Source organism: Bradyrhizobium sp. T-1 (genome assembly GCF_053592855.1).
Map to the genome: position 1 here is coordinate 1456107 of NZ_CM132115.1, position 25931 is coordinate 1482037.

Here is a 25931-nt window from a genome sequence, read left to right on the forward strand (position 1 = left end):
CGCCTGATCGCGAATGAGGCCCTCGGTAGATGGCGCAAGGGCTGAGAGTAAGAGTGCAGGCTGGTTTTTCCGTGACGGGTTACAAGCTGCGAGAGAGGCTCGCGGCGCCCGTCGCGGAGACCCGCGATGTCAAACCCTACTGCTTGCGCGCGCGCCGGGCTGGACCGGGCGAACCTCTACACCGAAATCACCGACAAGATCATTGCCGAGCTCGAGGCCGGACGGGTCCCCTGGGTTCAGCCCTGGGGTACGTCCGCGGCGAAAGCGCCGCTGGCCATGCCGAAAAATGCGTCGACCAATCGGCAATACAGCGGCGTTAACATCCTCATTCTCTGGGGCGCCGTGATCGAACGCGGATTTACCGGGCAAAGCTGGCTCACCTTCCGCCAGGCGCTCTCGCTTGGCGGCCACGTTCGCAAAGGAGAGCGCGGTACCACCGTTGTCTACGCGGATCGTTTCGTGCCAAATGACGAAAGGCGACGCGCCGCTGACACCGGCGAAGATGCGCAGGCAATTCCATTCCTCAAACGATTTACAGTTTTCAACGTCGATCAGTGCGCAGATCTGCCTGACGAGATTGCCACTGCTGCGCCGCCACCGCCGGCTGGCCTCATCGAACCCAGGGTCGACGCCCTGATCAAGGCCAGCGGAATTCCATTTCGGATTGGTGGAGATCGTGCTTTCTATGCAACCGCCGAAGACTACGTGCAGGTCCCGCCGCCACAGGCCTATTTCGAACCCATCAACTGGCACCGCACGGCCTTGCATGAACTCGGTCATGCAACTGGGCATCCCTCGCGCCTCAACCGCGACCAGAGTGGATCCTACGGTACGAAGAAGTATGCCTTCGAAGAACTGGTCGCCGAGTTGAGTTCCGCGTTCAGCTGCGCGTCGCTCGGGATCGTCCCGACCGTGCGCCATGCCGACTATATCGGCTCCTGGCTCGAGTAATGGCGAGCTCGCCATTACTCCAGTAATCAGCAGCAGACTATAATGTGAAGGAGCACCACGTTTCCGGCGTTATGTCGGGATAGTGCGCGATCTCCTCCACATTATTTCCTTGCCGCTAAAGGGTATCGAGCCAGGCGAGAACGCTCTGGTCCTGTTTCCACGATGGTCGCTTTGTCGATCGTGAGGGGCTTTCGAGGCGTTCCAGTGCCAGGCGCTTTGTTTCCAGATTTGCCTGAGCGTAGTGGTTTGTGGTGTCGAGGCTGACATGGCCGAGCCAGCTTCGGATCACAGTGACGTCAACACCTGCCGCCACCAGATGCACCGCCGTCGCATGACGGAAGCTATGAGGTGTTACATGCTTCGAAGTCAGGCTGGGCGTGATCTTCGCTGCCGCTTCGACGTATTGCGCTAGTTTGAAGCGGACACCCGATGCGCCGAGCGGGACGCCATACCGATTAACGAAGATCGGCTCGTCGTCGGCCCTCGGCCGTCGCATGAGCTGCGATCTTAGCAGCGACACGGTCTCTGGCCAAAGAGGGCTCAGTCGTTCTTTTCGTCCCTTGCCATAAAGACGCACGCAGGTTGGCGAGTCGAACCGGATAGCCCGCGGGCAAACATCGAGTGCCTCCTGGATGCGCGCGCCGGTATTGTAGAGGAAGGAGAAGAGTGCGTGGTCGCGTTGCCCCTCGATCGTCGATCGATCGGGTTGGGCCAGAATGGCCTTGACCTCCTCGGGCTCCAGATAGCACGGCGCGTGGATCGGCGCTTTCTTCATGGGTACGTGCAGAACCTGGGTACATTGCTCGATAGCCGTCGGCTCACGATCAGCAATGAAGCTGAAGAAGCTGCGCAACGCGGACAGGCGACAGTTGCGTGTGCCGATCGTATCTCCGCGTTCCTGTTCGGTGTGTTGCAGGAAGGCCTTGACCTCGGAGGCCGTCAGGTCGCCCAGTGTGAGCTGGGCTACCGCCCGGCGTCGGCGTTGAGCCACGAACCTGAGGAACAGGCGCCATGTGTCACGGTAGGACCGAACGGTGTGCGCAGAGGCATTTCGCTGCTGAACCATCCACTCGTAAAAGAAGGCGTGAAGCAGCCTCGGGAACGGGTCGACCGGTCTCATGGCTGCACCCTCTCTGACGCGTGCAGGCAATGTGACGCGAACGTCCGGAAGCGTTCGTTTGCTTGCTGAAGGAGTTCCTGGGTGACCGTGATGTAAACCAGCGTCGAGTGGATATCGCGGTGCCCCAAATATGTCGCGAGGAATGGAAGCTTGTCCTGCGGATTGATGCCGGCGCGGTACCATTCGAGAATGCGGTTCACGACAAACGAGTGACGCAGGTCGTGGATGCGAGGGCCAGCTTTGCCTTTCGCCGGCTTGAGTCCGGCGCGCCGCAGGATGTCGACAAGGCAACCGGCGATGGCGTGCGACGTGTAGCGCGCGTTACCCTTATCGTGCCAGAACAGGCCCGATTCAGGGCTTTGTGGCACCTTTGCCTTGCGCCTCGCCTCCAGATATTCCCGCAGTGCCGACAGCGGGCTGTCAGCCAACGGCAGGATCCTCGATTTGAAGAATTTCGTCTCCCGGATGGTAATCGCGCCGACCTGAAGATCGATGTCGGCAAGGTTCAGGCGTACGAGTTCTCCCAGCCGCAATCCCGCGCAATAGGTCAGGACCAGCATGGTGTAGAGGCTGATCGGCCGCAACGGTGAACGTGGAGAGGGGTAAGCTCGAGCGATATCGAGGAGACCACGAACCTCTTCCTGGCTGTAAATATAAGGCCGACGCCATTGGCTCGCGACCTGCTGTGCGGGACGGGGATCCGGACGCCTTGGTTTGATGCCGGGATCGAGATGATGCTGTGCCTTGGCCAAGGCGCGAGCGAGCTTTTCGCATTCGGCGGCATGGTTGGCGGTTGATCGCGCGGCCGCCCAGTGCTGCAACATGATCGACACTGACTCTCCCGCCAACTCCGGATGCGCTTGCAAGAAGCGATCGAACCGCCAGAACCAGCGGGCCTGCGTCTGATAGCGATAACCTCTCGCCTGCATCAGCGTGATGTGGTTGCGCATGAGGTCGCCGAGAACACTGCCGAACGGTGGGAACTGCCGTAGCGCTTCGAGTGCCTGTTCGGGATCGGGCGCGAGCAGCGACCGGACGATCGCCTTGTCGCTTTTCGCATGGTACTCGGCACGCAAATCAGCAATGGGATTGCTGACGATCAGCGCTTCCCCCACGAGGAAGTCGAGGAAGCGATTGACGATGCGGGCGCGATGCAGCAGCGTCGCCATGGGCCAGTGCATGGCATATTCGCGCAACCACGTTTCGAGCACTTCTCGGCCAATCTGACCGGGTGTGCACTGATCCCGGATAACCACTTCCTGGAAGGTTCGGAGCGCCTGACGGTAATAGATCGGAGTGGTCGAGCGGCGTAGCCGGAGCTGACCAAGATAACGGGCAATCGTTCTGCCATCGGTGTCGGGCCAAGCGTTCATGAGCGCACCTCCTGTCCCGGGATCTCTAGGGCGATTGCGCGCAGGTCCTCCGTGGCAAGTTTCAGGTAGGGGATCGTCGATTCCATTGAGCGATGACCCAATACGTCTCCGATCAGCTTTCGCGGGACCGACGCCCGTAGCAGACTGACTGCACGTGCATGCCGGAAGATGTGCGGGCCGCGCTTGCCGCTTAGTGTGATGCCTGCCGCCTCGATCCGCCGGCTGACTTCGCTATAAATGCGCACCATGGGAACGTAGGGTGCGCGGGTGCGAACAAAGATTTCCCGCGCATCAGTTTCAGGGCGGCCGTGCCGGAGATAATCGATCAGCGCCTCCCCGACGGTCTCAAACAAAGGCAGCCGAGAACGATCACCCGTTTTGGAGCGGCGGATGTGCAGAACATCGCGGCGCCAATCGACATCTTCCAGTCGCAACCGGATTATTTCACCGGCACGCAAGCCATAGACCGCCAGAAGCTGGAGGATGGCATGGTCGCGCAAGCCCATCGGCGACCGGTCTTTTCGGACAAATTCCAGGACGATCGAGATCTGATCCGAACTTAACGCGGATGGGATGCCTTCATACGCATAGAGCAGCGGGGCAATAATATGCTGAGAGAGATCGACCGCAATGCGACCCGTCCTGTGAAGATGTTTCAGCAGCGACCGAAGCCGCTCAGCGACATCCTTCAAGGATTTCCGCTTTAGCGCGCGAGCCCGCATGTCCATGTAGATATCGAGGTCGCGGACGGTCAGGTCTGCAAAACTGGCGTTCGAATGCTTGATGAGCCAGGCACAAAAATTTCGGGCTTCCCACAGCAAGGCGTCGACCGACGCCATGGCGAGCCCACGTTCCTCCCGCAGCCATGTGTGATACTGATCGCATACCTCTCGACAAAGCCGCTCGCCAGCATCGGTGGCCGCAGGTTCAGGTGGCCAGCGCTTCAACGCGAGCTTCAGCAGCGCGTGGATTCCTGATCTGGGAATGCCTATCCAATAGCGAGCTGGAGCACGGGCATGATGTTTGCGAAATTGTCGAACCGCAAAGCGCAGATAATTCGTTACGTCTGCCGGCGTGACCGCTTCAAGAGCAATTTTGCGCGCCGCCAGATACGCAAGAAAGTAGTCGGCGTTGCGGCAATAGTTGTGAACTGCAACTCGATTATATCGCTGTCGCGTCAGCGCATCGTTAAGCTCCGCGACAAGGGTACCGTATCCATGTGGCATGAAGGCTTCCTCAACTGTGTTTGATGAACAGCCGAGGGTGTCACGATCAAAATAATGCGCAGCAAGTCGTGAGGCTCTTTCGCCGATCTCCACAAGCCGAACGCGCTAAGAATCTTCCCTCACATTGTGATCTGCTGCTGATTACTCAACGTCTTGCGGTCCGACAAACGCGCCATCTTCACCGCCGCGAGCAAGGCGCAGCAGGTCGCCGACTGGATGCACGCCCAGCAGGCCAAGCCCCATCAACACACATCCCGGGGTCGACGTGATGGCCGATTGCAGAAGTGACCCGCAGCCGCGGCGTCGAAAAACGAAGATTGTACGACGCATAAAAAAATGGCTCTACTGATCCTATTCTCTGCTTCAGCAGGTCCGCGCGCTATGTCGTTGGTAACGGGAAGTCCAAAACAACAAGATTGCCAATCTCGCATACCGCGCGACAAAGAGGTTGCCGAAATCCCTACAATAATAGCACAAAACCACTGTTTGGCCGGGGCCCACCTATGAATGTTCGATCTGGCTTTCTAGAAACCATTGGCAATACGCCATTGATCAGGCTGCGCGCGGCGTCGGACATCACGGGTTGCGACATCTACGGCAAGGCCGAGTTTCTTAATCCGGGCGGCTCGATCAAGGATCGTGCGGCCCTAGCCATCATAGACGACGCCGAGCAGCGCGGCCAACTCAAGCCGGGCGGCGTCATCGTGGAAGGCACAGCCGGCAACGTCGGCATTGGCATTGCGCTTGTCGCCAATGCGCGCGGTTATCGTTCCGTGATCGTGATGCCCGACACGCAAAGTCAGGAGAAGAAGGACATGCTGCGGCTTTGCGGCGCCGATCTGCGCCTGATACCCGCCGTGCCCTATTCCAACCCCGGCCACTATGCTCGCTATTCCGGTCGCCTCGCTGAGGAACTGGGCGCATTCTGGGCAAATCAGTTCGACAACGTCGCCAACCGCGATGGCCATTATCGCACAACTGGCCCCGAAATTTGGGAGCAGACGGGCGGAAAGGTTGACGGCTTCACATGTGCCGTCGGCAGTGGCGGGACTTTGGGTGGGGTTGCGCGTGCCCTCAAGGAACGTAACCCCGGCGTGAAGATTGCACTTAGCGATCCAATGGGCGCCGCTCTCTACAATTGGTTTACCAGGGGTGAGCTGACGACAGAAGGTGACTCGATCACAGAAGGTATCGGTCAAGTACGTGTGACGAAGAACCTTGAGGACACACCGATCGACATGGCTTACCAAATCACTGATGAGGAAGCGCTACCCGTTTTATTCGACCTGATCGAGCATGAGGGGCTGGTGCTGGGCGGTTCAAGCGCGATCAACATCGTGGGGGCCGTGCGGCTTGCACGCGATCTTGGTCCAGGCAAGACCATCGTCACCATCCTCGCGGATGGTGGCCAGCGTTACCAGTCCAAGCTCTTCAATCCGGACTTCCTACGCAAGAAGAGCCTGCCGCTACCGTCTTGGATGAAGTGAGGCCACTGATCGCCGTCGCGGCGTGCGAGCGATGCCGCTGCGAGCGAACGTTAGCTGAGAGTTGATGGAAGTAACGGCCGCGGATGTCATCAGCAAAATAATGCGCAGCAAAATATCGCCATCACACGGCAGTTCGCTGCTGGGACGAAGATCCGCAAAGTCTCCTTCACATTATGAGCTGCTGCGGATTACTTGAAGTCCTGCGCGAAGACAATCGGGCCATCGTGCGGGCCGCCTCGCAGGCGAGCAAGGCCGCGGACTATTTGCTCGACTTCACTCCCAGGTCCGTTGAGCCCGCGTCGCTGGATTCGGCTGTCGCCGATCGCGAGCCGGCGTGATGCTCGGCCTCGCGCGAGAGTGAGAGGAGGGAAGGCTGTTCGCGACGGGTTGGAAGCCGAGAGAGAGTCTCACGGCCGCCCGTCGTGGAGAGCCGAAATGACGAAAGCCGTACAAAAGATCACGCTGTCGCCTTCCCGGGACATTCCGTTTAACAAGCTCGTGCTCAGCCAGTCGAACGTTCGACGCGTCAAGGCCGGTGTCTCGATCGAGCAGCTAGCCGAGAGCATCGCGCAGCGTACGCTTCTGCAAAGTCTGAGCGTCCGGGCCGTCGTTGATGCAGATGGCAACGAGACCGGCATGTTCGAGGTGCCGGCAGGCGGCAGGCGCTATCGGGCTCTCGAGCTCCTGGTGAAACAGAAGCGCATGACGAAGACGCAGGCGGTTCCGTGCGTCGTCCGCGAGGGCGGCATCGCAGAAGATGACTCGCTCGCGGAGAATGACGAACGGATCGGTCTGCATCCGCTGGACCAGTTCCGGGCATTCAGGACTCTGACTGATGCTGGCCTCAGCGAGGAAGATATCGCAGCGCGCCATTTCGTGACCCCGGCGATCGTCAAGCAACGCCTGCGGCTGGCGTCGGTGTCGCCGAAGCTGCACGATGTGTATGCCGAAGACGGCATGACTCTCGAACAGCTGATGGCGTTCTCCGTCACGGGCGACCAGGCTCGCCAGGAGCAGGTCTGGGAGAACGCCTGTCGCTCTGGCCATGACGAGCCCTACCAAATCCGCCGAGCGTTGACCGAAAATACCGTCCGCGCCTCGGACCGTCGTGCTCGCTTCGTTGGCGTTGACGCCTACGAGAAGACAGGCGGCGCCGTCGAGCGCGACCTCTTTCAGCATGATGATGGCGGCTGGCTGCAAGACGTCGCGCTGCTCGATCGGCTCGTTAGCGAAAAACTCACCGCTGAGGCCGAGACCATCGCTAAGGAAGGATGGAAGTGGATCACGGTTGCCGTGGACTTCCCCTTCGGTCATGCCACGGGCCTTCGGGAACTCGATGGCAAACCTGCCGACCTCACCGCGGAGGAGCAGGCGACCATTGACGCCCTCAACGCCGAGCATGCCAAGCTGGAATCCGACTACCAGGACGCCGACGAGCTGCCCGATGACGTCGATCAGCGCCTCGGTGAAATCGAAGCTGCGCTGATGGCGTTCGAAGAGCGCTCGATCATCTATGATCCCGTCGACATCTCCCGCGCTGGAGTCTTCGTCAGCATTGATTCCGAAGGACGGCTCTCGGTGGACCGCGGCTATGTCCGCCCCGAGGATGAAGCGCCGCAGGAGGATGCGGCCGTCGGGCAGGACGCCCATACATCGTCGAGCGGCGGCCAAGGGTCTAGCAATCCCGGTGTGCAGCGGACGGCCATCTCGGTTGCTGGCGGTGCTGCTGATACGGAGGATGATGACGAGGATGCCGCGCGACCGCTGCCGGACCGTCTCATCATCGAGCTGACGGCGCATAGGACGCTGGCGTTGCGCGATGCGCTGGCAGAAAATCCTGCGATCGCGTTCCAAGCGGTGCTGCATAACTTCGTGCTGACGGCCTTTTACCGGTTCGCATCGTCCGGAAGCTGCCTTGAGATCGGCCTCCGCACGCCGAACTTTCCCGCTCAAGCCCCGGGCCTGCGGGAGAGCGCGTCCGCGAAGGCCGTCGAGGCGCGGCATGAGTCCTGGAAAGCACGGTTGCCGAAGGGCGAGAACGATCTTTGGGATGCGCTCACAGCCCTAGACGGCGCCGCTCAGGCGTCCCTGTTCGCGCACTGTGCGTCATTTGCGGTCAACGCGCTGTACGAGCCAGCCAACCGCTACAATCAGGGCCGTGTCTCTGCCCACGGTGTCCGCACGCGTCTCGACCAGGCCGATGTGTTGGCGCGCGCGGTCGGGCTCGACATGGTGCAGGCCGGCTGGCGACCGACCGTCGACACCTATCTCGGCCGGGTCACCAAGCCTCGCATTCTAGAGGCGGTGCGGGAAGCCAAGGGCGAGCCGTCCGCACAACTGATCGACCATCTGAAGAAGGCTGAGATGGCAAAGGAGGCCGAGCGTCTACTCGATGGTTCGGCCTGGTTGCCGGAGCCGCTGCGCCTTGTCGATCCCGATGCAGCGCCGGTGGTGCAGGAGGGCGAAGCGGGCCCGCTGCCCGAATTCCTCGCCGGCGATGAGGATCGGGAGAAGGCCGGCGACGATGACCCGCAACAGCTCGACGCGGCTGAGTGACATAGAGCGGGATGGCTCCAGCCATCCCGCGTTGCTTGGGGGCCGGTGTGCAGCGCCGGTCCCATTTTTTTTTTGGCGAGCGCTGAGAGGGAGAGTCGGGCCGGGAGGGGTTTGAGCCGTTGGGGTCAGAGAAGAGCGCCTGATGGTTCGACCCGTTCCTGCTCTTCGAAAGAAATCCTGTCATGACCGAATCTCTCGCGGGCGGCGCTGCCGCCGCGCCGCTCTCGATGCGTGCCGCTGCCACTCTCACCACTGCCGCCCTCAAGGCCGCCCGACAGATCTTGACTGATCTCGAACGCGGCCGTCGCATCGATGCCGCAGTCCTGCGTGGCGCCATGGAGGCTGCCTTCGGTGCCTCGGACGCGGCCGGCGCCTGGAACTGGAAGACCGCCTATGATGTCTGCGAGGCGGCAACCGTTCTCTTCCTTCGCAAGTTCGGTCCGGCCATCCGCGCCAAGGCTGGCTCGACGGCTGCCATGCTGCCAATGCTCGCGAGAATCGCGAGCTGTCTGCCGACCCATACGCGGCGCTCCGAGGACAGTCAGGCGCTCCAGCAATTTTCGACGCCGATCCCGCTTGGGCTGGCCGCATGCACCGCAGCCGGCATTACGCCTGCCGACCGCGTTCTGGAGCCATCCGCTGGGACCGGCTTGCTCGCAATCCTTGCCGAGCTCGCCGGCGGCTCTCTGATGTTGAACGAGTTGGCTGAAGGCCGCGCGGCGCTGCTAGATCATTTGTTTGCCGACGTTGAGGTCACGCGGTTCGACGCCGCGCAGATCGATGATCATCTCGACGCGAACGTTGTGCCGAGCGTGGTTCTGATGAACCCGCCGTTCTCCGCGGTAACGAATGTCGATCGACGGATGGCGGACGCCGCCTTCCGGCACATCGCTTCGGCTCTCGCGCGCCTTTGCGATGGTGGACGCCTCGTCGCCATCGTTGGCGCAGGCCTTGCGCCGGATAACCCGGCGTGGCTAGAGGCCTTTGTTCGCATCCAGGAGCGCGGGCGGGTCGTGTTTTCCGCCGCGATCGACGGCGCAGTCTACGCCAAGCACGGCACCCAGATGGACACGAGGCTGCTCGTGATCGACAAGCTGCCCGCCGCCCATCCGAAGGCTTTTCCCGCCTCGCAAGGCATGGCCGGCGATGTCACCACCTTGCTCAATTGGGTGACCCAGTATGTGCCAGCGAGGCTGCCCGTCGCAGTGCCGGTCGTGGCCGACATCGTTAGGCGCCCTGCGATGCTCCGATCGGCCGGCGCCATTGCACCAAGCCCCTCGTCGAATGCGCGGAGCGCGCCGGAAGGTGTGGAACTTGCGTACGAGACCGTCGAATGGTCGCCGCCGGAAGGCGCCCGCCTCACCGATGCGCTGTATGAGGAGTACGGATTGCAGTCGATCCGTATTCCCGGATCATGCGCACATCCGACCAAGCTCGTGCAGTCCGCGGCGATGGCCTCCGTTGCGCCACCGAAGCCCTCCTATCGTCCGCATCTGCGTTCAAGCCTGGTCGCAGACGGAGTTCTGTCGGATGCCCAGATCGAGAGCGTTATTTATGCCGGCGAGGCGCATTCCGAATTTCTCGCGGGCTCCTGGACCGTCGATGCGACCTTTGACCTTGTGGCCGCCGCGCGCGACGACGCAGAAGATGCCGTCCGCTTTCGCCGCGGCTGGTTCTTGGGTGATGGGACCGGTGCGGGCAAGGGACGGCAGGTCGCCGGCATCCTGCTCGACAATTGGCTCAAGGGCCGCCGCCGTGCTGTCTGGATCAGCAAATCCGACAAGCTGATCGAAGATGCGCAGCGCGACTGGTCCGCGCTCGGCATGGAGCGGCTGCTCGTTACGCCCCTGTCCCGGTTCCGCCAGGGCACACCGATCCGGCTTTCGGAAGGCGTCCTTTTTGCCACCTACGCCACGCTACGCACCGACGAGCGTGGCGAGAAGCTTTCGCGCGTAAGTCAGATCGTTGAATGGTTGGGCTCCGACTTCGACGGAGTGATCGTCTTCGACGAGAGCCATGCCATGCAGAATGCGGTCGGCGGCAAGGGCGAGCGCGGCGACCAGGCGGTCTCTCAGCAGGGGGGCGCGGGCCTGAGGCTCCAGCACGCCCTGCCCAATGCTCGCGTGGTTTATGTGTCGGCGACGGGCGCTACCACGGTCCACAACCTAGCTTATGCCCAACGCCTGGGCCTTTGGGGCGGCGCCGACTTCCCATTCGCCACGCGCGCCGAGTTCGTCGAAGCGATCGAGCAGGGCGGGGTCGCGGCGATGGAGGTGCTGGCCCGTGATCTCAAGGCGCTCGGCCTCTACGCGGCCCGCTCGCTCCCTTACGAAGGCGTCGAGTATGAGCTCCTCGAGCACCAGCTTACGCCGGAGCAGGTTCGCATCTACGACGCCTATGCCAGTGCGTTCAGCATCATCCATAACAACCTCGACGCTGCGATGCGGGCCGCCAACATCACCGGCGAAACCGGAACGCTGAACGGGCAGGCAAAGTCCGCGGCCCGATCCGCCTTCGAGAGCGCCAAGCAGCGCTTCTTCGGCCATCTGCTGACCTCGATGAAGACGCCGTCGCTCATCCGATCGATCGACCGCGATCTAGACGCCGGCCATGCCGCTGTCATCCAGATTGTTTCAACGGGCGAAGCGCTGATGGAGCGCCGGCTCGCCGAGATCTCGACCGAGGATTGGGGCGACGTCCAGGTCGATATCACCCCGCGCGAGTATGTGCTCGACTATCTCGCCCATTCCTTCCCGGTCCAGCTCTACGAGCCGTTCACCGACTCTGAGGGCAACCTATGCTCTCGGCCTGTCTATCGCAACGGACAGCCAGTCGAGAGCCGGGAAGCCGTCGCACGCCGCGATCGCCTCATCGAGAAACTCGCCTCGCTGCCTCCGGTACCCGGCGCGCTGGATCAAATCGTGCAGCGCTTCGGCACCGACACGGTCGCCGAAGTGACTGGCCGCTCGCGACGGGTCATCCGAAAGGGCGAGCGCTTGGTGGTCGAGAACCGCGCGGGTTCGGCCAATCTCGCTGAGACCTCGGCGTTTATGGATGACGTCAAGCGCATCCTTGTGTTCTCCGACGCGGGCGGCACGGGGAGGAGCTACCACGCCGAGTTGTCGGCCCGGAATCGCCGCTTGCGGGTTCATTACCTGCTCGAACCCGGCTGGAAGGCGGATGCTGCGATCCAGGGTCTCGGTCGAACCAACCGGACCAATCAGGCGCAGCCGCCGCTGTTTCGCCCGATCGCGACCGACGTGAAGGCCGAAAAGCGATTTCTCAGCACCATTGCCCGCCGGCTCGACACGTTGGGGGCCATCACGCGCGGCCAGCGCCAGACCGGAGGGCAGGGTCTATTCCGGCCGGAGGACAATCTCGAAAGTCAGTACGGGCGCGATGCGTTGCGTCAACTCTACACGCTGCTCGTCCGAGGCAAGGTCGAAGGTTGCTCGCTCGAGAGGTTCGAGGATGCGACCGGCCTGAAACTGACGGATATCAATGGCCTTAGGGATGACCTGCCGCCGATCACGACCTTCCTGAACAGGTTATTGGCGCTCACCATCGACCTGCAGAATGTCCTGTTCACCGCCTTCGAGCAGCTCTTGACCGCTCGGATCGAGGGCGCTGTCGCGTCGGGCACCTACGACCTCGGGCTGGAAACGCTCCGCGCCGAAAGCTTTGTCGTCACCGACCGGCGGACGATCTATGTCCATCCGGGCACCAGCGCCGAGACCCGGCTGCTCACAATCATCCAGCGCCAGCGTAACCATCCTGTTGGTTTGGATGACGCCCTTGCTCGTCTTTCTAGTCATGCTGTCCTGCTGATCAACGAGCGCTCGGGCAGGGCGGCCGTGCAGGTCCCGGCCTCGAGCATCATGCTCGACGACGGCGAGATCGAGAGCCGCGTCCGGTTGATCCGACCGATGGAGCAGCACCAGGTCCCCTTGAACATGATGGTGGAGAGCCATTGGGTTGAAGCGGATCGCGAGCGCTTTGCCGCTGCCTGGCTGGCGGAGCTTGCCGAGGTGCCGGAGTTCACGGAAAGCACGATACACGTCGTTGCGGGACTGCTGCTACCCATCTGGAAGCGGCTGCCGAACGAATCGACCCGCGTCTATCGGCTCCAGACCGATGCGGGCGAACGCATCATCGGGCGCAAGGTTTCGGCCGCGTGGGTCGCAAGCGTCCTTGCGACGGACGCGCCTGCGCTGACACCAGGCGCTGCCTTTGCCGCGCTGGTGGAGGGACGGACCGTCCTCGAACTCGCGGAAGAACTCCAGCTTCGCCGCGTTCGGGTGATGGGGGCTTACCGCATCGAGCTGTCGGGCTTCAACGACACGATGCGCGATCGCCTGCGGGCTTACGGTCTCTTTGGGGAGATCATCTCCTGGAAGCTGCGCATGTTCGTGCCCACGGACACGAGCGGTGTCGAGATCCTGTCGAGAGTGCTCGACACCTATCCGGTGGCGCGCATCGGCGAGCGGGAGGCCGCCTGATGTCCCGCGATGCTTCCGAACTGGCACGCCGCCTCTCGCGCGAGGCTGAGGCGGTGTGTCGACACTATCTCTCCAATGGCAGGCGGGCGGGGCGGTACTGGCTGGTCGGCGACGTTCACAACACGCCGGGCCGCTCGTTGTTCGTGCGGCTGCACGAATCGCTGAAGGGCCCCGCCGGCAAATGGACCGATGCCGCGACCGGGGAGCATGGCGATCTCCTCGACATCATCCGCGAAAGTCTGGCCTTGCGAGACTTTCGCGAGGTCGCCGAGGAGGCGAGGCGGTTTCTAAAGCTGCCTCGTTCAGAGCCGCAATTTGCTCCGAAAACCATTCGTCCAGTCGTGCCGGCCGGATCGCAGGAAGCCGCTCGTCGGCTCTTTGTGATATCCAGCCCGATTGAAGGGACACTAGCTGAGACGTACTTGCAACGCCGCAGAATTACTTGCATCAACCATGGTGGCAGCTTGCGCTTCCATCCTCGTTGCTACTATCGACCAGACGAGCATTCGTCGATCGAAACCTGGCCGGCGATGATAGCCTGTGTCACCGACCTCGATGGACGGATCACAGGCGTACACCGCACTTGGCTCGATCCACACGGCTTTGATCGCGTGCGGCTCGGCAAGGCCCCGATCGACACGCCACGACGGGCCATGGGCGACCTGCTTGGTAACGCCGTTCGCTTCGGCGTGGTGGACGACGTGCTCGCTGCGGGCGAGGGGATCGAGACCATGCTGTCGCTGCGTTATGTACTGCCGACCTTGCCCATGACCGCTGCTCTCTCGGCCAATCACCTGTCAGCCATGTTGCTGCCGTCTGGCCTACGCCGACTCTATATCGCCCGTGACGCAGATGCCGCCGGAGATGCCGTACAGGCTATTCTCACCCAGCGCGCAGAAGCCGCCGGCATTGAAGCGATCGCATTGTCGCCCCGGCTGGGCGACTTCAACGAAGATCTGCACGTCTTCGGCCTCGCGGCCCTCCGAGCAGCGTTGCTACTGCAACTCGTACCGGAGGACGTCGTCCGTTTCCTGCATTCGAAGATGGCAACCGCGGAATAGCCCCGGCAATTCGATTTGCGTCGACAGGTCGGTCGCGGTGCGGCCACTGCCGGAAGAGGACGCGACCACGGCCTTCTAGAGGGCGATCGGACGGCAAGCGGCTCGGGCCGGCAATGGCTGCGTCCGGCAATTTTCCGCCGCGCGCCGGCGACGAGAAGTCACATTAGCCATCTGGCGAGCGCGCTTTGCATCGCGAAGCAAAATAGCCGGCCTCCGCCATCCTCCGCTGCGCTTCGGCCCTCCGCTCTGCTTCGGGTTCTGGCCCGTTCCGCCTGCCGTCTGAGTGATCGCCACGAAGGCCGCGATGGTCGCGGCCGATCCGGCAAAGGATCGCCTCCATGACCGACCACGATGACATCGAACCGCCGGACGCCGCATCTGCGACCGAACACGTTCTTACCGAATTGCAACTCTTCGGTTACCGCCCCTTCGACGACCAGCCCGATCCACGGCCGCTTCCCGAGGGCAGGATCATTACCGGTGCCGTCGCTGACATCTTCGATGCCATGGTCGCCACGTTGAGCGACACGCGGCTCGAGCCGGACCTCGACGATTTGCTCTGGTCGACTGTCAACCTGTTCCATCGTGCCGTCGACCGCATCGGTCGCCAACTCGACGACAACGAACAGGCGCAACAGAAGAGTCAGCGCGAGCAGGACGGTTCCGAAGTTCGATCCGTCGAACTCGAACGCATCACGGCGGAAGGCATCACGTTGATTGAGCGCCGCAACTGCCTGGAGCTCTTCCGTGATCAGGCCATAGAACGCTTCGAGACTCACACCGGCTCATTCTGGCGCCCTCGATCAGGATCGCTAGTGAACCATCGTACGCTGACCGCAGCGATGATCGACTCCCGCGACTTCATCGCGGCCAAGCGCCGCGCCGAGACCGAGGTCATGCTGCCCGCTGGGCCGAAGATCGCGCTCACCGGAGGGCTCGACTTCAACGACCACCACCTCATCTGGGATCGTCTCGACAAGGTTCATGCCAAGCATCCCGACATGGTCCTGCTCCATGGCGGCTCCCCGAAGGGTGCCGAACTGATCGCATCCAAATGGGCGACGATCCGCAAGGTGCCTCAGATCGCCTTCAAGCCTGATTGGACGAAGCATGCCAAGGCAGCACCTTTCAAGCGCAACGATGCCATGCTCGAAATCCTGCCGATCGGCGTCATGCACTTCCCGGGCACAGGAATCCAGGACAACCTGGCCGATAAGGCGAAGCGGCTCGGCATCCCGGTCTGGATGTTCGGCGGCGCGTGAGCGCCGTCTGCTCGACTGAGTCTTTGAGGCGAAATTGCTCACGCCGCAACTCCGCCTCGTTTCGGTCTCATATCCAGAGTTGCGCCGTGGTGGTGGTGGAAGGCGCAACTGGTACATCTATGCACATGGAGCCACCACCATGCTCGCTATTGGGCTTGTTCTCAACACACTCGGCATCGGCCTATTCTGCTGGGCGACTTTCGCGCTCGCAGTGTATGCCCTGCCGTTTTTCGTCGCACTGAGTATCGGGATGACGGCGTTTCAGAATGGCGCCGGCATGGTCGGCGCGCTGCTTTTCGGAACGGCGGGTGGGGCGTTGACGCTTGCCGTCGGTCAGGCCGCCGTCGCTATTACCCGGTCCGTGACCTTGCGCATCGCCATCGCGATCGCATTTGCTGTTCCCGCTGCCGTCGCGGGCTATCATGTGGTGTTCGCCCTGTCCCAGATCGGTATACCCTCGATAGCTTGGCGCGAGGCTTTCGCCTGCCTCGGCGCGGTCTGTGTTGGCGGCACAGCGGTGATGCGCTTGACCATTTTTGCGGACCCCCGCCCGTTCGAACTGGCTGGCGTGGTGGAGCATCCCTCACACCCAGTTCTTCCGGTCGCCACGCGCGAGGGATGACCCTTCACGGTCTTCATCGTCGAGCAGGCTCGCGTAGATCGGCGTATTGAACGAGGGACGATCGGGTCATGAGCGGGGAGGGCAATCCTCCTCAAAGTGCCTCGCCCAAGTCGCACCCATTTCGAGCAGGCCCACTAAGCCTGCGGCGGAGCGGCGACGTCTCGATCGTTTCTTCAGAGACGATGCCGCCCTTTGCAGCAGATTGTTTCTCTTTCCGCGCTGAATCGTTCCGACCTCTTGTTCATCAAAACCGAGTTAGCCACGCTTCTCCAGAGATTGTGGTTCAGCACGCGGACGCACGTGGCCTCGTTGATGGCTTGATCTGGCCGAAGACCGGCTTCGCCTCGATCGTCTGAGCCGCAACGCCGTTGATGCGACTTTCTTCCCCTGGGCTTCGCCCATTCCTCGCGAGACAAGAAAGTCGCCACAACGGCGTCCTCCGCTGCGCTTCGGCCCGCGAGCGGGTGCGTCGCCGATCGTCTTTGGCCTGCAGATCGCCATCGAGGCCGCGGTGGTCGCGGGCTCGAAACACAACAGGAGAAGTGACATGGCTAACATCGGTTCTTTCAAGAAGATCGGCAACGAGTTCCAGGGCGAGATCGTGACCCTGAGCCTGAAGGCCAAGGGCGTCCGCATCGTCGCCGAGACCAACCGATCCAACGACAACGCTCCGAGCCACCGCATCTATGTGGGTCGCGCGGAGATCGGCGCGGCCTGGTCGAAGCGCTCCGAAGAGGGCCGCGACTACCTTTCGCTCAAGCTCGCTGACCCCTCGTTCAACGCGCCGATCTACGCGAACCTGTTCGACGACGAAGGCGGTGAAGGCTACACCCTGCTCTGGTCGCGACCGCGCAAGACCGGCGAGTAAGAGCGCCCATCAAGCCCCGTCCGGTCCGCCGGGCGGGGCGCTTCGCGGTCGGCCTGAAGGGGCTTACGATTTGCTAAGCCGCGCAGCCTTTTTGAGCAGGTCCCCCGGTTCGACCCCCAATGCTTCAGCAATTTGTCCGAGCACGGTGACGCTTGCTGATACATCGCCGCGCTCGATGGCGCCGACGTAACGGGCGCTTAAACGCGCGCGCTCGGCCAGCTCCTCCTGCGTCATTTGTAGATCGTGGCGTTTCCGACGCAGATTCACAGCCATGATCTCTTTGAGATCCATGGCGATATGGGAACTGAGCCGGAACGATCGTTCTAGGAACGATCGTTCCTATTCGTGTCCGAACATGCTATCGAGTGTGGCGGCGCTACGTGCGCGACCGAACTCGGCCGCCGATCTACCGAACGAATATTCAGGATTCCAACGGGAAGCGGAGGTCTGGATTGCGACCAAACCATGGCGTAGCTTATAGGCATTCTAAAAGCGGGTATGATGCAGAAGCCATCCCTAGATCCAGACGTAGCTGACAGTGCGCCGAACGAGCCGCTGCTGACTGCCTATGACGAACAGCATGTCGTTACGTACATGCGCCTCCTGCAGGCGGAGGGCGAGGGGGCGGACTGGCGCGAAGTTGCTCGAGTGGTCTTGCATATGGACCCAGAGCGAGAGCTGGATCGTGCGCTCCGCGCATATCAGAGTCATCTTGCGCGCGCCAAATGGGTGACGGAGCAAGGGCGACTCTTGCGCGGTGCCGGGTCGAAATAGAAGAAAATCGCCGGCTGGCGACTTGCAGGCAGAACTATTTTCTTTTGCTAACCGGTGGTCATTCCGGTGCACCACGTGGTGCCAAACTAGGGGCTTCCTACAACCGCCTCGTTCATACCTATTGCGGCGCAATCGTTGTTAGCAGCGTGCAATGGGGCGGAAGCAATGCCTGAATTCGACTGGCGGTCGCCGGATTCCTACAAGAGCCTACAAGACGCCGAAATCACCGACATCGCCTGGGAATGTCTCCGTCGTAACGCGGACTATCGACGCGAGTACGAAGCAATGATCGCAAGCAGCCCAGATGGTGAAGTGACCGAGGAGTTCAGGAGGAAATGGGGTATCTGCTTTCGCCCATGACCCGCAGAGGTCATTCGACGAGCAGACGATCTTTTGGGCGCCGGAGGTTCTAGCCACGGTCATTCCGGTGACGGTTGCCTCGACGGCCGACCTCGTATCGGCGTCTCAGCCACTGCTTGACCTTACAGTTGGCCAGGTGCGCCGCGCTGTCGACGGCTGGCATGCCGTGCTGCGCATCGGTGCGATAGATCACCGTGTCTGGTCCAAAGAGCCGCCGGTGCTCGGCGCGTCATACGCAGCCGAATTGCCGTTTGATCGCGATTTCGACGCGCGTGCGTATGCAGCGCGCCGGCTGTGGCGCGCGATCAGTGGACGCGCGCCAGGTCCTGCCTTTCACCAACTATCGAAACAGCGGCGCGAACGCCTGAGCGCTGCGATCCGTGCGCTCGATGCTCACAGCGCCGGCGGAAGCTACCGCGTTATCGCCGAGGCGCTTTTCGACAAAAAGCGGATCCCCGATCGTGCCTGGAAGACGCATGATCTGCGCAATCGAACAATCCGCTTGGTGCAAGGTGGCGTCGCGTTGATGCGCGGTGGTTACCGCAAGCTTCTGAGGCCCGGGCGCACGGACGAGTAGTGCCGCCCCGGAGGGGTGCCAAAAATCGCACCCCCAACATTCGGCATCCCCCTCCGAGATCGTGCTCCTCCATGATGACCGCACACGCGCCGGCCTAGCCGCGCGTAGTGCGCTGTCCTCCTGGAGTTCTCAAATGTCCGATCCGATGGCCGGTCTTCCCCCGCGATTTCTGCGTACACCTGAGGCCGCGCGTTACCTTGGCCTGTCCGGTCGCACGCTCGAGAAGCACCGCACGTACGGTACTGGACCGACGTATCGGAAGATTGGCGGACGTGTTGTCTACGCCGTCGATGACCTGAAAGCGTGGGCCGACCGCGGCGCCAAGACGTCGACATCCGATCCCGGCAAGGGGACCGTGCTGCCCGCCAAGAAGCATCCGGCCCTGCGTCCCTACGCAGGTCAGGAACGTCGCTGATGTCAGCGTGAGAGCAGTGACTATGCGGCGCAAACACCATTCCGAGCGCGACCAGCTTGAGCTCTTTCGAGCGCTGCCCGGCGATCTCGCGCCGCGCGATGCGCAGGATCTGATGGCCTATCCGTTCTTCTCGCTCGCAAAGACCAAGCGGATCGTGCCGATCGATTTCCGTGCGGGTGCGATCTCAATTCGGGTCGAGGCTGTGCCGGAACACGGCATGGCAACCATCTGGGATGCGGACTTTCTGATCTGGGCTGCGTCACAGATCGTCGAAGCACGCGACGCTGGCTTGAAGACGTCGCGCCTGATGGCTGCAACGCCTTATGAGATCCTGACGTTTGTCGGGCGCGGGACTAGCGCGCGAGACTATGACCGGTTGAAGGCTGGTCTCGACAGACTTCAGTCAACGACGGTGATGACTTCGATCCGCCAGCCGACAGAACGGCGACGGCATCGCTTCTCCTGGATCAACGAGTGGAAGGAGACGGCCGATGCAAACGGTCGTCCATTTGGACTCGAACTGATCCTGCCTGATTGGTTCTATGCCGGCGTCATCGACGACGCGCTCGTCCTGACGATCGATCGCGCTTATTTCGAGCTGACGGGCGGACTTGAACGATGGCTCTACCGGCTCGTGCGCAAGCACGGTGGACGCCAGGACGGCGGCTGGAGCTTTGATCTTGTGCACCTCCATGCCAAGTCCGGCATCCTCTCCCCGCTCAAGCACTTTGCTTACGACATACGCCAGATCGTCCAGCGCCAAACATTGCCCGGCTATCAGCTCCTGCTCACGCGAGACCGGAACGGCACCGAGCGACTGAACTTCGCGCCTACGCCTGTTGATCCCTTAACGGCACGCCTGCGCCGGCGCGGTCTCGTTCCAAATTCGGAGGACAACCTGTGAGTCAACTCGTGCTATCGGGGACCGCAACCCTCGTGCTATCGGGGACCCGATCCTCGTGCTATCGGGGACCTGAAGCAAGCTTAAGAGCTTGCTTCTGCGAGCTTTCCAGCGGCTCTAACTTTACTAACATACTGACACTAACTTCTTGTTGTGAATCAGTACGTTGTGAACAAGTCGGCCGCGCGTGCAACGAGGATGCCTCATGCATCCACTCTCGCACGCGCAAAGCTTCGCTGCAATGCGAGTCTTGTCGCCAATGCACGCGCGCGAGCGCGTTCACGCGCAAATCTGCGCGATCGCTGACGTCGACATCATCGCCTGGTGCGCGTCACGTCCTTTTGCAGCCATTCGCTCGTCGAGGAGAACTCGCTAACATCCGTGGTTGGCACGATGGCCACCACAAGCCGGAATCTGAGGAAAGGGCGGTCAGGCTAACCAGCGCCGTGCTTGATGGCTTCAAGCGTCGTCATGAAGCCGCCGGCAAGAAAAGTTGCGATCTCACCCAAATCCCCGTCTCCTCGGGAGACGCCGCTCCGCCGTGGCGGAAGGAAAAGGCGCGCGTGGAAGCGGCCGGGTCGCGGAGGCCCTTACATCGCCGCAGCGACCCGGCCGCGCTTGCCGCCGGCGCCAAACCGGAAGGTCGTGCCACTGGTCCAGATCTTGTGCAGCAGTACGGCGAGCGCGCGCGCCACTGCCGTCGCCGCGCGCTTCAGACCCTTCTTCCTGGCGAGCCGCAGACCCCACAGCCGCAGCTTAAAATTCTTCGGGATGCGGGTGAGGATCGCGATCGCGGCCTCATACAACATCGCCCGCGTCAGCTCGTCGCCGCATTTGGAGATGCCGCCTACGCGGTCGGTTTGTCCGGATTGGTAGCGCCGTGGCGTCAAGCCGAAATGGGCGCCGACATTGCTCGACTTCCTGAAGCGGGCCGGGTCGTCGACAGTTGCGCGGAATGTCAGCGCCACCAGCGCGCCGACGCCCGGCACCGTCATCATCCGCCGCACCGCATCGTCGCTGCGTGCGGCCGCCAGCACCAGGCGCTGCAGCTTTGCCAGTTGCTGCCGCATCGCACCGCGGGCGTCCAGCAGCGGCGTGACGATGGCCTCCAATTCCTTCTTCCCGGCCACGATCTCGCGCACCCGGGCTGCAAAACGTCCGACCGAGATCTCGCCGACCTTCAGGCCAAATGGTTTGAGCAAGCCGCGGATCATGTTCTCCATGTCGAGCACCTTGCCAAGCAACGCCTTGCGTCCGACCAGCAGCGCGCGCAGCGTTTGCGCGCCCTCCGATTTGACATGGACCGCGCGGAACCAGCCGGTCCGCATCATCTGCGCGATGCCCTTGGCGTCGTTGCGATCGGTCTTGTTCAGCATGGCGTTCAGCGCCGCCTTGGCGTGTCGGGTCTCGATGCAAATCACGGGCAGGCCCTTTTCGGCAAGCGCCGTGAACAGCCAGGCGCTGTACGAGAACGCTTCCAACCCGGCGCGCTTGAGGTGGATTCCCCACTCTGCCAGGAACAGTTCGATCGCATCCGGATCGGTCTCGAGTTTCGCTTCCCGGACGACCTGGCCGTCGCCGTCCACCACGCAAATGTTCGTCGCCTCCAGCGACACGTCGAGCCCTGCATAGAAGTCCATCGTTCGCCTCCACCGCCGACCGCCGGACCGCACCGCGCGTTCCGTTCGCGAATCGTTGCGAGGCATTTTCGCAGCGGCACGGCCGGCGAGGGGGCACCGGTCAGTACCCCGGCTAACCAGAAATCCTTCGGATTTCTTCTAACGGACCAGACGACCAGCCGCATTGAAGGTGACTGGCAGCGGGGGGCCGTCAATCCTGCTCGCCGGCAGAAGCCGTGCCAGTCTTTCACCGGCCCCAACGCTCACCGCACTCCGTTCCAGCATCTGGGAGCGGCGGCGTGAGCGATCTTACCGAAGTAGAAGTGCTGTGGCTTGAGAAACGTATCGAAAACCGCGTTCGGTTCGGTCGCATTGTCAAAGAACGGAAGCTTGATCGCCATCGGCGCGTCCTGTCATTTGCGCCCGGCAGCATCTTTGCCTTCGTCCGATGGACCTCCAACGACTTTGGGACAATCATTTCGCGGATCGACATCTTGCGCGCGGTCTCACCTGGGCAGCGCTGCTCGACCGTCCCTTATGTGACACCCGGCGGAGAGATTTTGCTGCGTCTGTCCGGCTGGCCGAAGGTCGAGCGAGTGCTGCAAATGACCGATGCCGTTGAGGCAATCGGCATCGATCCAGCTGATGTCGCGCCTGATCATTGGCATCACGTTCATAACCGCCTGTCCGTCAACGAAAACCCGCGTCCGTATACGAAAGCGCGCCACCAGGCTTGGCTCCATCGTCAAAGGGTGATGCGATGACAGGCCGCCTGAAGATACTCTCCGCGACGTTTGGGACTGTTGCTGCGCTCATCGCGACAATCGTCCTGGAGCCGCTTCCGCTCTACATTTGGAATGCATCGGCGAGCGTGCCAATCGGTCTCTACAGCTTACGGCCGACGAGGCGCTTCCATGTAACCGAGCTGGTCGCCGTTCAACCGCCGGAGCCGCTCGCGACCTTCCTCGACCTTAACGGCTATTTGCCCATTGGCGTCCCCATGCTGAAGCGCGTGCTCGCCCTTCCGGGGCAGAGTGTTTGCAGAAGCGGCCTTGCGATTTCGGTCGACGAGGTCGCGGTGGGCGAGGCGAAGGATCGCGACAGACGAGGCAGGCCGCTACCGAAATGGCAGGGCTGCCGCGTCGTCGGCTACGGCGAGCTGTTTCTGATGAACTGGCAGTCGGACGACTCTCTTGATGGCCGGTATTTTGGATTTCTTCCAGCGTCGGCCGTGATCGGCCGTGCGATGCCGGTGTGGACGTGGGAGGAGTGATCGTGCGTATTCGACATGTTCTCCTCGCCACTTCCTTGCCCGATCGATTGCGGGACCATTCCTCCATCTCGATCGATGTCCGCAGGGCTGGCGCGAGCCCGACCGCGTGCTTGGGTCGGTTAGGCACGCGCGTTTGTGCTGTCGTGCCCCTGATGCTTCTTCTGACCGCGTTCGACAGTGCTGCTTTGGCCCAGAGCGGATCAGCCGCCCAGCCGGCGATCCGTCAGACCGCTCACTCATTTGCTGGCTTCATCAATGAAGCCTCGCAACGCTTTGGAATTGCGCCGAACTGGATCCGATCAGTCCAAAGCATGGAGAGTGCTGGTGACGTGCACGCCAGATCGCCAAAGGGCGCAATGGGCCTGATGCAAATCATGCCGGCGACCTGGGCGGAACTTCGCGAGCGCTACAATCTCGGGAACGACCCCTACGACCCGCACGACAACATTCTGGCCGGCACGGCTTACTTGCGCGAACTGTTCGATCGGTATGGCTCGCCTGGCGTGTTTGCCGCGTACAACGCGGGACCATCTCGCTATGAAGAGCATCTCGCAGGCGGCTCTCTGCCAGACGAGACGCGAGTATACGTCGCAAAGCTTGCAAATCTGCTTGCCATCGAACTGCCGCCGAGGTGGACGTCCCGCGGACAGTCATCAGCCGCTGCGACGCTTTTCGTCACGCGATCCGATCTCATGAAAACGCGCGATCGGTTGCTGGCGCTCATGCCGTCGAGCGGTGTCACGACCGCAATCTCGGCGCCCGATGTTTCGCCCATGGTCCCCCGGCCTATTGGCGTGTTCGTCCCTCGATCGGTTGCGGAGGGATTGCAATGACCAAGTGTACGGGTTCGCAAATCTTGGCGTGCTTCACCGAGCAAGTGGGACGTGCTGATGGCGTATGGGCGATGCCTTCGGCCCGCGCTCTACTCGTCGCTTCGCTCCTCACCGAGCCACCCTACGGGTGTCTCGGCCCTTCGGGTAACGATCGCTATCGCAAGCGCTCGCAAACAATCGGGGGCGGCCGGGGGACTACGACGTCAGGACGGCGAGATAAAAGGGGCTCACCGGTCGAACCGCAAGCCATTGGCATGGCTTGGGTTCTGGCGTGTCGGTCGGTCGTGGCGCGTGCCGCGCCATGTAGTTTTAACAATGCAATCAAGGACATTTTCGGCACTGTGGGCGCCTTTGCGTTCATCGAGGCCCGGCCGTGACTGTTGGCGACAGCGATCTGCGTATTCGGCCCGGGCGCATTCGCAGCACCCGTGCACCCAAGCCGAAGAGCTTCATCAATCAGGTGCTACGCGCCGCGAAGAAAGCCGGGCACACCTCAGGGGAGGCGGCAGTTGGCAAGCGTTCTGCGGCGTACGGGCGCTCGACGTTTGGCCGCGGCCGGCTCGCCTTTAGCCGGAGTCGATTGTTCAGTTCAACGCGGCGCGTTGTGGCGAAGGCGCGCGTTGTACGTCACAAGGGTCGAGCCTTCCGCTCAGCACCACTGACGGCCCATCTTTCGTACCTGAAGCGCGATGGCGTCACCCGGAGCGGCGAGAGGGCCGTGATGTTCGACGCCGGCAGCGACCGGGCCGACGGCGCGGCCTTTGCGGAACGCTGCAAGGACGACCGTCACCATTTCCGGTTCATCGTCTCGCCCGAGGACGCCGGCGACATGACCAACCTCAGGGCTTTCACCCGCGACCTGGCCCGGCAAATGGAGATCGACCTAGGCACGGGGCTCGATTGGGTAGCTGTTGATCACTGGAATACAGACAATCCTCACGTCCATCTTCTCGTTCGGGGAGTCGATGAGGAAGGCGCTGATCTCGTGATCTCCCGGGACTACATCAGCCGAGGCTTGCGCTCACGCGCTGAGGAACTGGTCGGCATCGAATTGGGCCCAAAACCAGAGCACGAGATCCGCAAGTCGCTGGAGAGGGAGGTTACGGCAGAGCGATGGACCCGACTCGATCGGGAGATCCGGCTGGCAGCCGACGAGACCGGCTATATCGATCTTCGCCCCGATAATCCGGGCAGCGCTGATCCCGAGATCCGGCGTCTGATGGTTGGCCGACTCCAGCACTTGGACAAGATGGGCCTTGCGGCGTCAGCGGCACCTGGGGAATGGATGGTAGGGCTCGAGGCCGAACGCAGCTTGCGCGACCTTGGCCAGCGCGGCGACATCATCAAGACGATGCACCGCGCCTTTACCGAACGTGGGGAAGTGCGTGGTGTTGCCGACTACGTCATCGAAGGTGGACCGCCGGCATCCCAGATCGTCGGACGCTTGATTGATCGAGGACTGCATGACGAACTGACCGGCGAGGCCTTCGCCGTGATCGACGGAACCGACGGACGTGTACATCACGTCCGCTTCCACGGGATCGAGGCCTTCGAACATGCGCCGCCGATCGGCGGCATCGTCGAAGTCCGACGCTTTGGTCAAGCTAGCGATCCGCGTCCAACGCTGATGCTGGCGACCCGTTCCGATCTTGACCTTGGTGAGCAAGTCACCGCGAAAGGGGCGACCTGGCTCGACCACAGGCTGGTCGAGCGCGATCCGATGCCGCTCGCCATGGGAGGATTCGGCCGCGAGGCCCGTGACGCCATGGAAGCCCGGACCGAGCATCTGATTCAGGACGGCCTGGCACGGCGGCAGGGCCAACGCATTATCCTGCAACGCGATCTCCTGAACACGCTGCGTCGACGCGAACTGGACGAGGTGGGAGCCAAGGTCTCGGCAGACTCCGGTCTGCCTCATGTGAAGTCAGCGTCCGGGGAGCATGTGGCAGGCACGTATCGCCAACGGCTGACGTTGGCGTCGGGGCGTTTCGCCATGATCGACAATGGGCTCGGCTTCCAGCTCGTGCCGTGGTCGCGCGAGCTCGAGAAGAAGTTCGGCCAACACGTCACCGGCGTCGCGAAGGACGGCGGGGGCATCGAATGGGGCTTTGGCCGCAAGCGCGACCTGGGCCTCTAGCTATCTCGCCAATTCAA

Annotated in this window: 22 protein-coding genes and 1 pseudogene; 18 read left to right on the forward strand and 5 right to left on the reverse strand. The window is 62.1% G+C overall.

The genetic code is table 11. The annotated features are described in order from the left end of the window. The first annotated feature begins 126 nt into the window (after positions 1 to 126). Positions 127 to 951, forward strand: coding sequence for an ArdC family protein (locus ACWAT4_RS07030; protein ID WP_449730118.1), 825 nt, complete (start codon positions 127 to 129; stop codon positions 949 to 951). 115 nt (positions 952 to 1066) lie between these two features. Here ACWAT4_RS07030 and ACWAT4_RS07035 read toward each other — a convergent pair whose 3' ends face one another. The 3 genes from ACWAT4_RS07035 to ACWAT4_RS07045 are packed head-to-tail and all read right to left on the reverse strand — an operon-like array spanning position 1067 to position 4670. Then, on the reverse strand, positions 1067 to 2071 hold the full coding sequence (locus ACWAT4_RS07035; protein WP_449728911.1) for a tyrosine-type recombinase/integrase: 1005 nt from the start codon (positions 2069 to 2071) through the stop codon (positions 1067 to 1069). Further along, positions 2068 to 3444, reverse strand: a complete 1377-nt coding sequence (locus ACWAT4_RS07040; protein ID WP_449728912.1) for a tyrosine-type recombinase/integrase — start codon at positions 3442 to 3444, stop codon at positions 2068 to 2070. The genes ACWAT4_RS07035 and ACWAT4_RS07040 overlap by 4 nt, the downstream gene beginning before the upstream one ends. Then, positions 3441 to 4670, reverse strand: coding sequence for a site-specific integrase (locus ACWAT4_RS07045; protein WP_449728913.1), 1230 nt, complete (start codon positions 4668 to 4670; stop codon positions 3441 to 3443). The genes ACWAT4_RS07040 and ACWAT4_RS07045 overlap by 4 nt, the downstream gene beginning before the upstream one ends. A gap of 503 nt (positions 4671 to 5173) precedes the next feature. Here ACWAT4_RS07045 and ACWAT4_RS07050 point away from each other — a divergent pair. The 8 genes and pseudogenes from ACWAT4_RS07050 (at position 5174) to ACWAT4_RS07085 (ending at position 17025) form a co-directional block, all read left to right on the forward strand. Then, positions 5174 to 6157, forward strand: a complete 984-nt coding sequence (locus ACWAT4_RS07050; RefSeq protein WP_449728914.1) for a cysteine synthase A — start codon at positions 5174 to 5176, stop codon at positions 6155 to 6157. Between the two features lie 191 nt (positions 6158 to 6348). Next, a pseudogene (locus ACWAT4_RS07055) lies at positions 6349 to 6495 on the forward strand (antirestriction protein ArdC); the annotation flags it as partial. Positions 6496 to 6592: 97 nt separating this feature from the next. Beyond that, the gene (locus ACWAT4_RS07060; protein WP_449730119.1) at positions 6593 to 8713 is read left to right on the forward strand and encodes a ParB/RepB/Spo0J family partition protein; all 2121 of its coding nucleotides are present in this window, start codon (positions 6593 to 6595) and stop codon (positions 8711 to 8713) included. A 182-nt stretch (positions 8714 to 8895) separates the two neighbouring features. Next, positions 8896 to 13212 carry a strawberry notch-like NTP hydrolase domain-containing protein gene (locus tag ACWAT4_RS07065; protein WP_449730120.1) on the forward strand — a complete coding sequence of 1439 codons (4317 nt, stop codon included), beginning with the start codon at positions 8896 to 8898 and terminating at the stop codon, positions 13210 to 13212. Beyond that, on the forward strand, positions 13212 to 14273 hold the full coding sequence (locus ACWAT4_RS07070; protein ID WP_449730121.1) for a DUF7146 domain-containing protein: 1062 nt from the start codon (positions 13212 to 13214) through the stop codon (positions 14271 to 14273). The genes ACWAT4_RS07065 and ACWAT4_RS07070 overlap by 1 nt, the downstream gene beginning before the upstream one ends. A 338-nt stretch (positions 14274 to 14611) precedes the next feature. Beyond that, the gene (locus ACWAT4_RS07075) at positions 14612 to 15535 is read left to right on the forward strand and encodes a DUF2493 domain-containing protein (RefSeq protein ID WP_449730122.1); all 924 of its coding nucleotides are present in this window, start codon (positions 14612 to 14614) and stop codon (positions 15533 to 15535) included. Positions 15536 to 15674: 139 nt separating this feature from the next. Continuing rightward, positions 15675 to 16157, forward strand: coding sequence for a hypothetical protein (locus ACWAT4_RS07080; RefSeq protein WP_449730123.1), 483 nt, complete (start codon positions 15675 to 15677; stop codon positions 16155 to 16157). A gap of 547 nt (positions 16158 to 16704) precedes the next feature. After that, positions 16705 to 17025 (forward strand): DUF736 domain-containing protein, encoded by a 321-nt coding sequence (locus ACWAT4_RS07085; RefSeq protein ID WP_449730124.1) that lies wholly within the window; start codon positions 16705 to 16707, stop codon positions 17023 to 17025. 63 nt (positions 17026 to 17088) lie between these two features. Here the strand turns inward: ACWAT4_RS07085 and ACWAT4_RS07090 are convergent, their stop codons facing one another. Next, entirely contained in the window at positions 17089 to 17316 is a 228-nt protein-coding gene (locus tag ACWAT4_RS07090; protein WP_449730125.1) for a helix-turn-helix domain-containing protein, read from the reverse strand. A 210-nt stretch (positions 17317 to 17526) separates the two neighbouring features. Between ACWAT4_RS07090 and ACWAT4_RS07095 the strand changes: the two genes are divergently transcribed. The 5 genes from ACWAT4_RS07095 (at position 17527) to ACWAT4_RS07115 (ending at position 20055) form a co-directional block, all read left to right on the forward strand. After that, positions 17527 to 17799: a DUF2285 domain-containing protein gene (locus ACWAT4_RS07095; RefSeq protein ID WP_449731170.1), complete on the forward strand. Its 273-nt coding sequence runs from the start codon at positions 17527 to 17529 to the stop codon at positions 17797 to 17799. A 165-nt stretch (positions 17800 to 17964) separates the two neighbouring features. Continuing rightward, entirely contained in the window at positions 17965 to 18159 is a 195-nt protein-coding gene (locus ACWAT4_RS07100) for a transcriptional regulator domain-containing protein (protein WP_225138239.1), read from the forward strand. Positions 18160 to 18226: 67 nt separating this feature from the next. Then, positions 18227 to 18736 (forward strand): DUF2285 domain-containing protein, encoded by a 510-nt coding sequence (locus ACWAT4_RS07105; RefSeq protein ID WP_449730126.1) that lies wholly within the window; start codon positions 18227 to 18229, stop codon positions 18734 to 18736. 133 nt (positions 18737 to 18869) lie between these two features. Then, on the forward strand, positions 18870 to 19151 hold the full coding sequence (locus ACWAT4_RS07110) for a helix-turn-helix transcriptional regulator (RefSeq protein WP_128921270.1): 282 nt from the start codon (positions 18870 to 18872) through the stop codon (positions 19149 to 19151). Positions 19152 to 19173: 22 nt separating this feature from the next. After that, positions 19174 to 20055 (forward strand): replication initiator protein A, encoded by an 882-nt coding sequence (locus tag ACWAT4_RS07115; protein ID WP_449730127.1) that lies wholly within the window; start codon positions 19174 to 19176, stop codon positions 20053 to 20055. Between the two features lie 587 nt (positions 20056 to 20642). Here ACWAT4_RS07115 and ACWAT4_RS07120 read toward each other — a convergent pair. After that, positions 20643 to 21692, reverse strand: coding sequence for an IS110 family RNA-guided transposase (locus ACWAT4_RS07120; RefSeq protein WP_449730128.1), 1050 nt, complete (start codon positions 21690 to 21692; stop codon positions 20643 to 20645). 278 nt (positions 21693 to 21970) lie between these two features. Between ACWAT4_RS07120 and ACWAT4_RS07125 the strand changes: the two genes are divergently transcribed. From ACWAT4_RS07125 to ACWAT4_RS07140, 4 genes are all read left to right on the forward strand, one after another. Further along, entirely contained in the window at positions 21971 to 22435 is a 465-nt protein-coding gene (locus tag ACWAT4_RS07125; RefSeq protein WP_449730129.1) for a DUF2840 domain-containing protein, read from the forward strand. Further along, complete coding sequence (locus ACWAT4_RS07130) at positions 22432 to 22944, forward strand: S26 family signal peptidase (protein ID WP_449730130.1); 513 nt, start codon at positions 22432 to 22434, stop codon at positions 22942 to 22944. Before ACWAT4_RS07125 ends, ACWAT4_RS07130 begins: the two co-directional genes overlap by 4 nt. Positions 22945 to 23096: 152 nt before the next feature. Then, positions 23097 to 23777, forward strand: a complete 681-nt coding sequence (locus ACWAT4_RS07135) for a lytic transglycosylase domain-containing protein (RefSeq protein WP_449730131.1) — start codon at positions 23097 to 23099, stop codon at positions 23775 to 23777. A gap of 373 nt (positions 23778 to 24150) precedes the next feature. Continuing rightward, positions 24151 to 25914, forward strand: a complete 1764-nt coding sequence (locus tag ACWAT4_RS07140) for a relaxase/mobilization nuclease domain-containing protein (protein WP_449730132.1) — start codon at positions 24151 to 24153, stop codon at positions 25912 to 25914. Positions 25915 to 25931: the final 17 nt, after the last annotated feature.

What these genes read in the sequence shown, in the direction of transcription:
- ACWAT4_RS07095 (WP_449731170.1), top strand. Translation starts at nt 17,527, where the DNA reads ATGCAGAAGCCATCCCTAGATCCAGACGTAGCTGACAGTGCGCCGAAC.
- ACWAT4_RS07130 (WP_449730130.1), top strand. Translation starts at nt 22,432, where the DNA reads ATGACAGGCCGCCTGAAGATACTCTCCGCGACGTTTGGGACTGTTGCT.
- ACWAT4_RS07035 (WP_449728911.1), bottom strand. Translation starts at nt 2,071, where the DNA reads ATGAGACCGGTCGACCCGTTCCCGAGGCTGCTTCACGCCTTCTTTTAC.
- ACWAT4_RS07075 (WP_449730122.1), top strand. Translation starts at nt 14,612, where the DNA reads ATGACCGACCACGATGACATCGAACCGCCGGACGCCGCATCTGCGACC.
- ACWAT4_RS07060 (WP_449730119.1), top strand. Translation starts at nt 6,593, where the DNA reads ATGACGAAAGCCGTACAAAAGATCACGCTGTCGCCTTCCCGGGACATT.
- ACWAT4_RS07135 (WP_449730131.1), top strand. Translation starts at nt 23,097, where the DNA reads ATGCTTCTTCTGACCGCGTTCGACAGTGCTGCTTTGGCCCAGAGCGGA.
- ACWAT4_RS07120 (WP_449730128.1), bottom strand. Translation starts at nt 21,692, where the DNA reads ATGGACTTCTATGCAGGGCTCGACGTGTCGCTGGAGGCGACGAACATT.
- ACWAT4_RS07100 (WP_225138239.1), top strand. Translation starts at nt 17,965, where the DNA reads ATGCCTGAATTCGACTGGCGGTCGCCGGATTCCTACAAGAGCCTACAA.
- ACWAT4_RS07110 (WP_128921270.1), top strand. Translation starts at nt 18,870, where the DNA reads ATGTCCGATCCGATGGCCGGTCTTCCCCCGCGATTTCTGCGTACACCT.
- ACWAT4_RS07070 (WP_449730121.1), top strand. Translation starts at nt 13,212, where the DNA reads ATGTCCCGCGATGCTTCCGAACTGGCACGCCGCCTCTCGCGCGAGGCT.
- ACWAT4_RS07065 (WP_449730120.1), top strand. Translation starts at nt 8,896, where the DNA reads ATGACCGAATCTCTCGCGGGCGGCGCTGCCGCCGCGCCGCTCTCGATG.
- ACWAT4_RS07115 (WP_449730127.1), top strand. Translation starts at nt 19,174, where the DNA reads ATGCGGCGCAAACACCATTCCGAGCGCGACCAGCTTGAGCTCTTTCGA.
- ACWAT4_RS07090 (WP_449730125.1), bottom strand. Translation starts at nt 17,316, where the DNA reads ATGGATCTCAAAGAGATCATGGCTGTGAATCTGCGTCGGAAACGCCAC.
- ACWAT4_RS07045 (WP_449728913.1), bottom strand. Translation starts at nt 4,670, where the DNA reads ATGCCACATGGATACGGTACCCTTGTCGCGGAGCTTAACGATGCGCTG.
- ACWAT4_RS07040 (WP_449728912.1), bottom strand. Translation starts at nt 3,444, where the DNA reads ATGAACGCTTGGCCCGACACCGATGGCAGAACGATTGCCCGTTATCTT.
- ACWAT4_RS07080 (WP_449730123.1), top strand. Translation starts at nt 15,675, where the DNA reads ATGCTCGCTATTGGGCTTGTTCTCAACACACTCGGCATCGGCCTATTC.
- ACWAT4_RS07085 (WP_449730124.1), top strand. Translation starts at nt 16,705, where the DNA reads ATGGCTAACATCGGTTCTTTCAAGAAGATCGGCAACGAGTTCCAGGGC.
- ACWAT4_RS07030 (WP_449730118.1), top strand. Translation starts at nt 127, where the DNA reads ATGTCAAACCCTACTGCTTGCGCGCGCGCCGGGCTGGACCGGGCGAAC.
- ACWAT4_RS07050 (WP_449728914.1), top strand. Translation starts at nt 5,174, where the DNA reads ATGAATGTTCGATCTGGCTTTCTAGAAACCATTGGCAATACGCCATTG.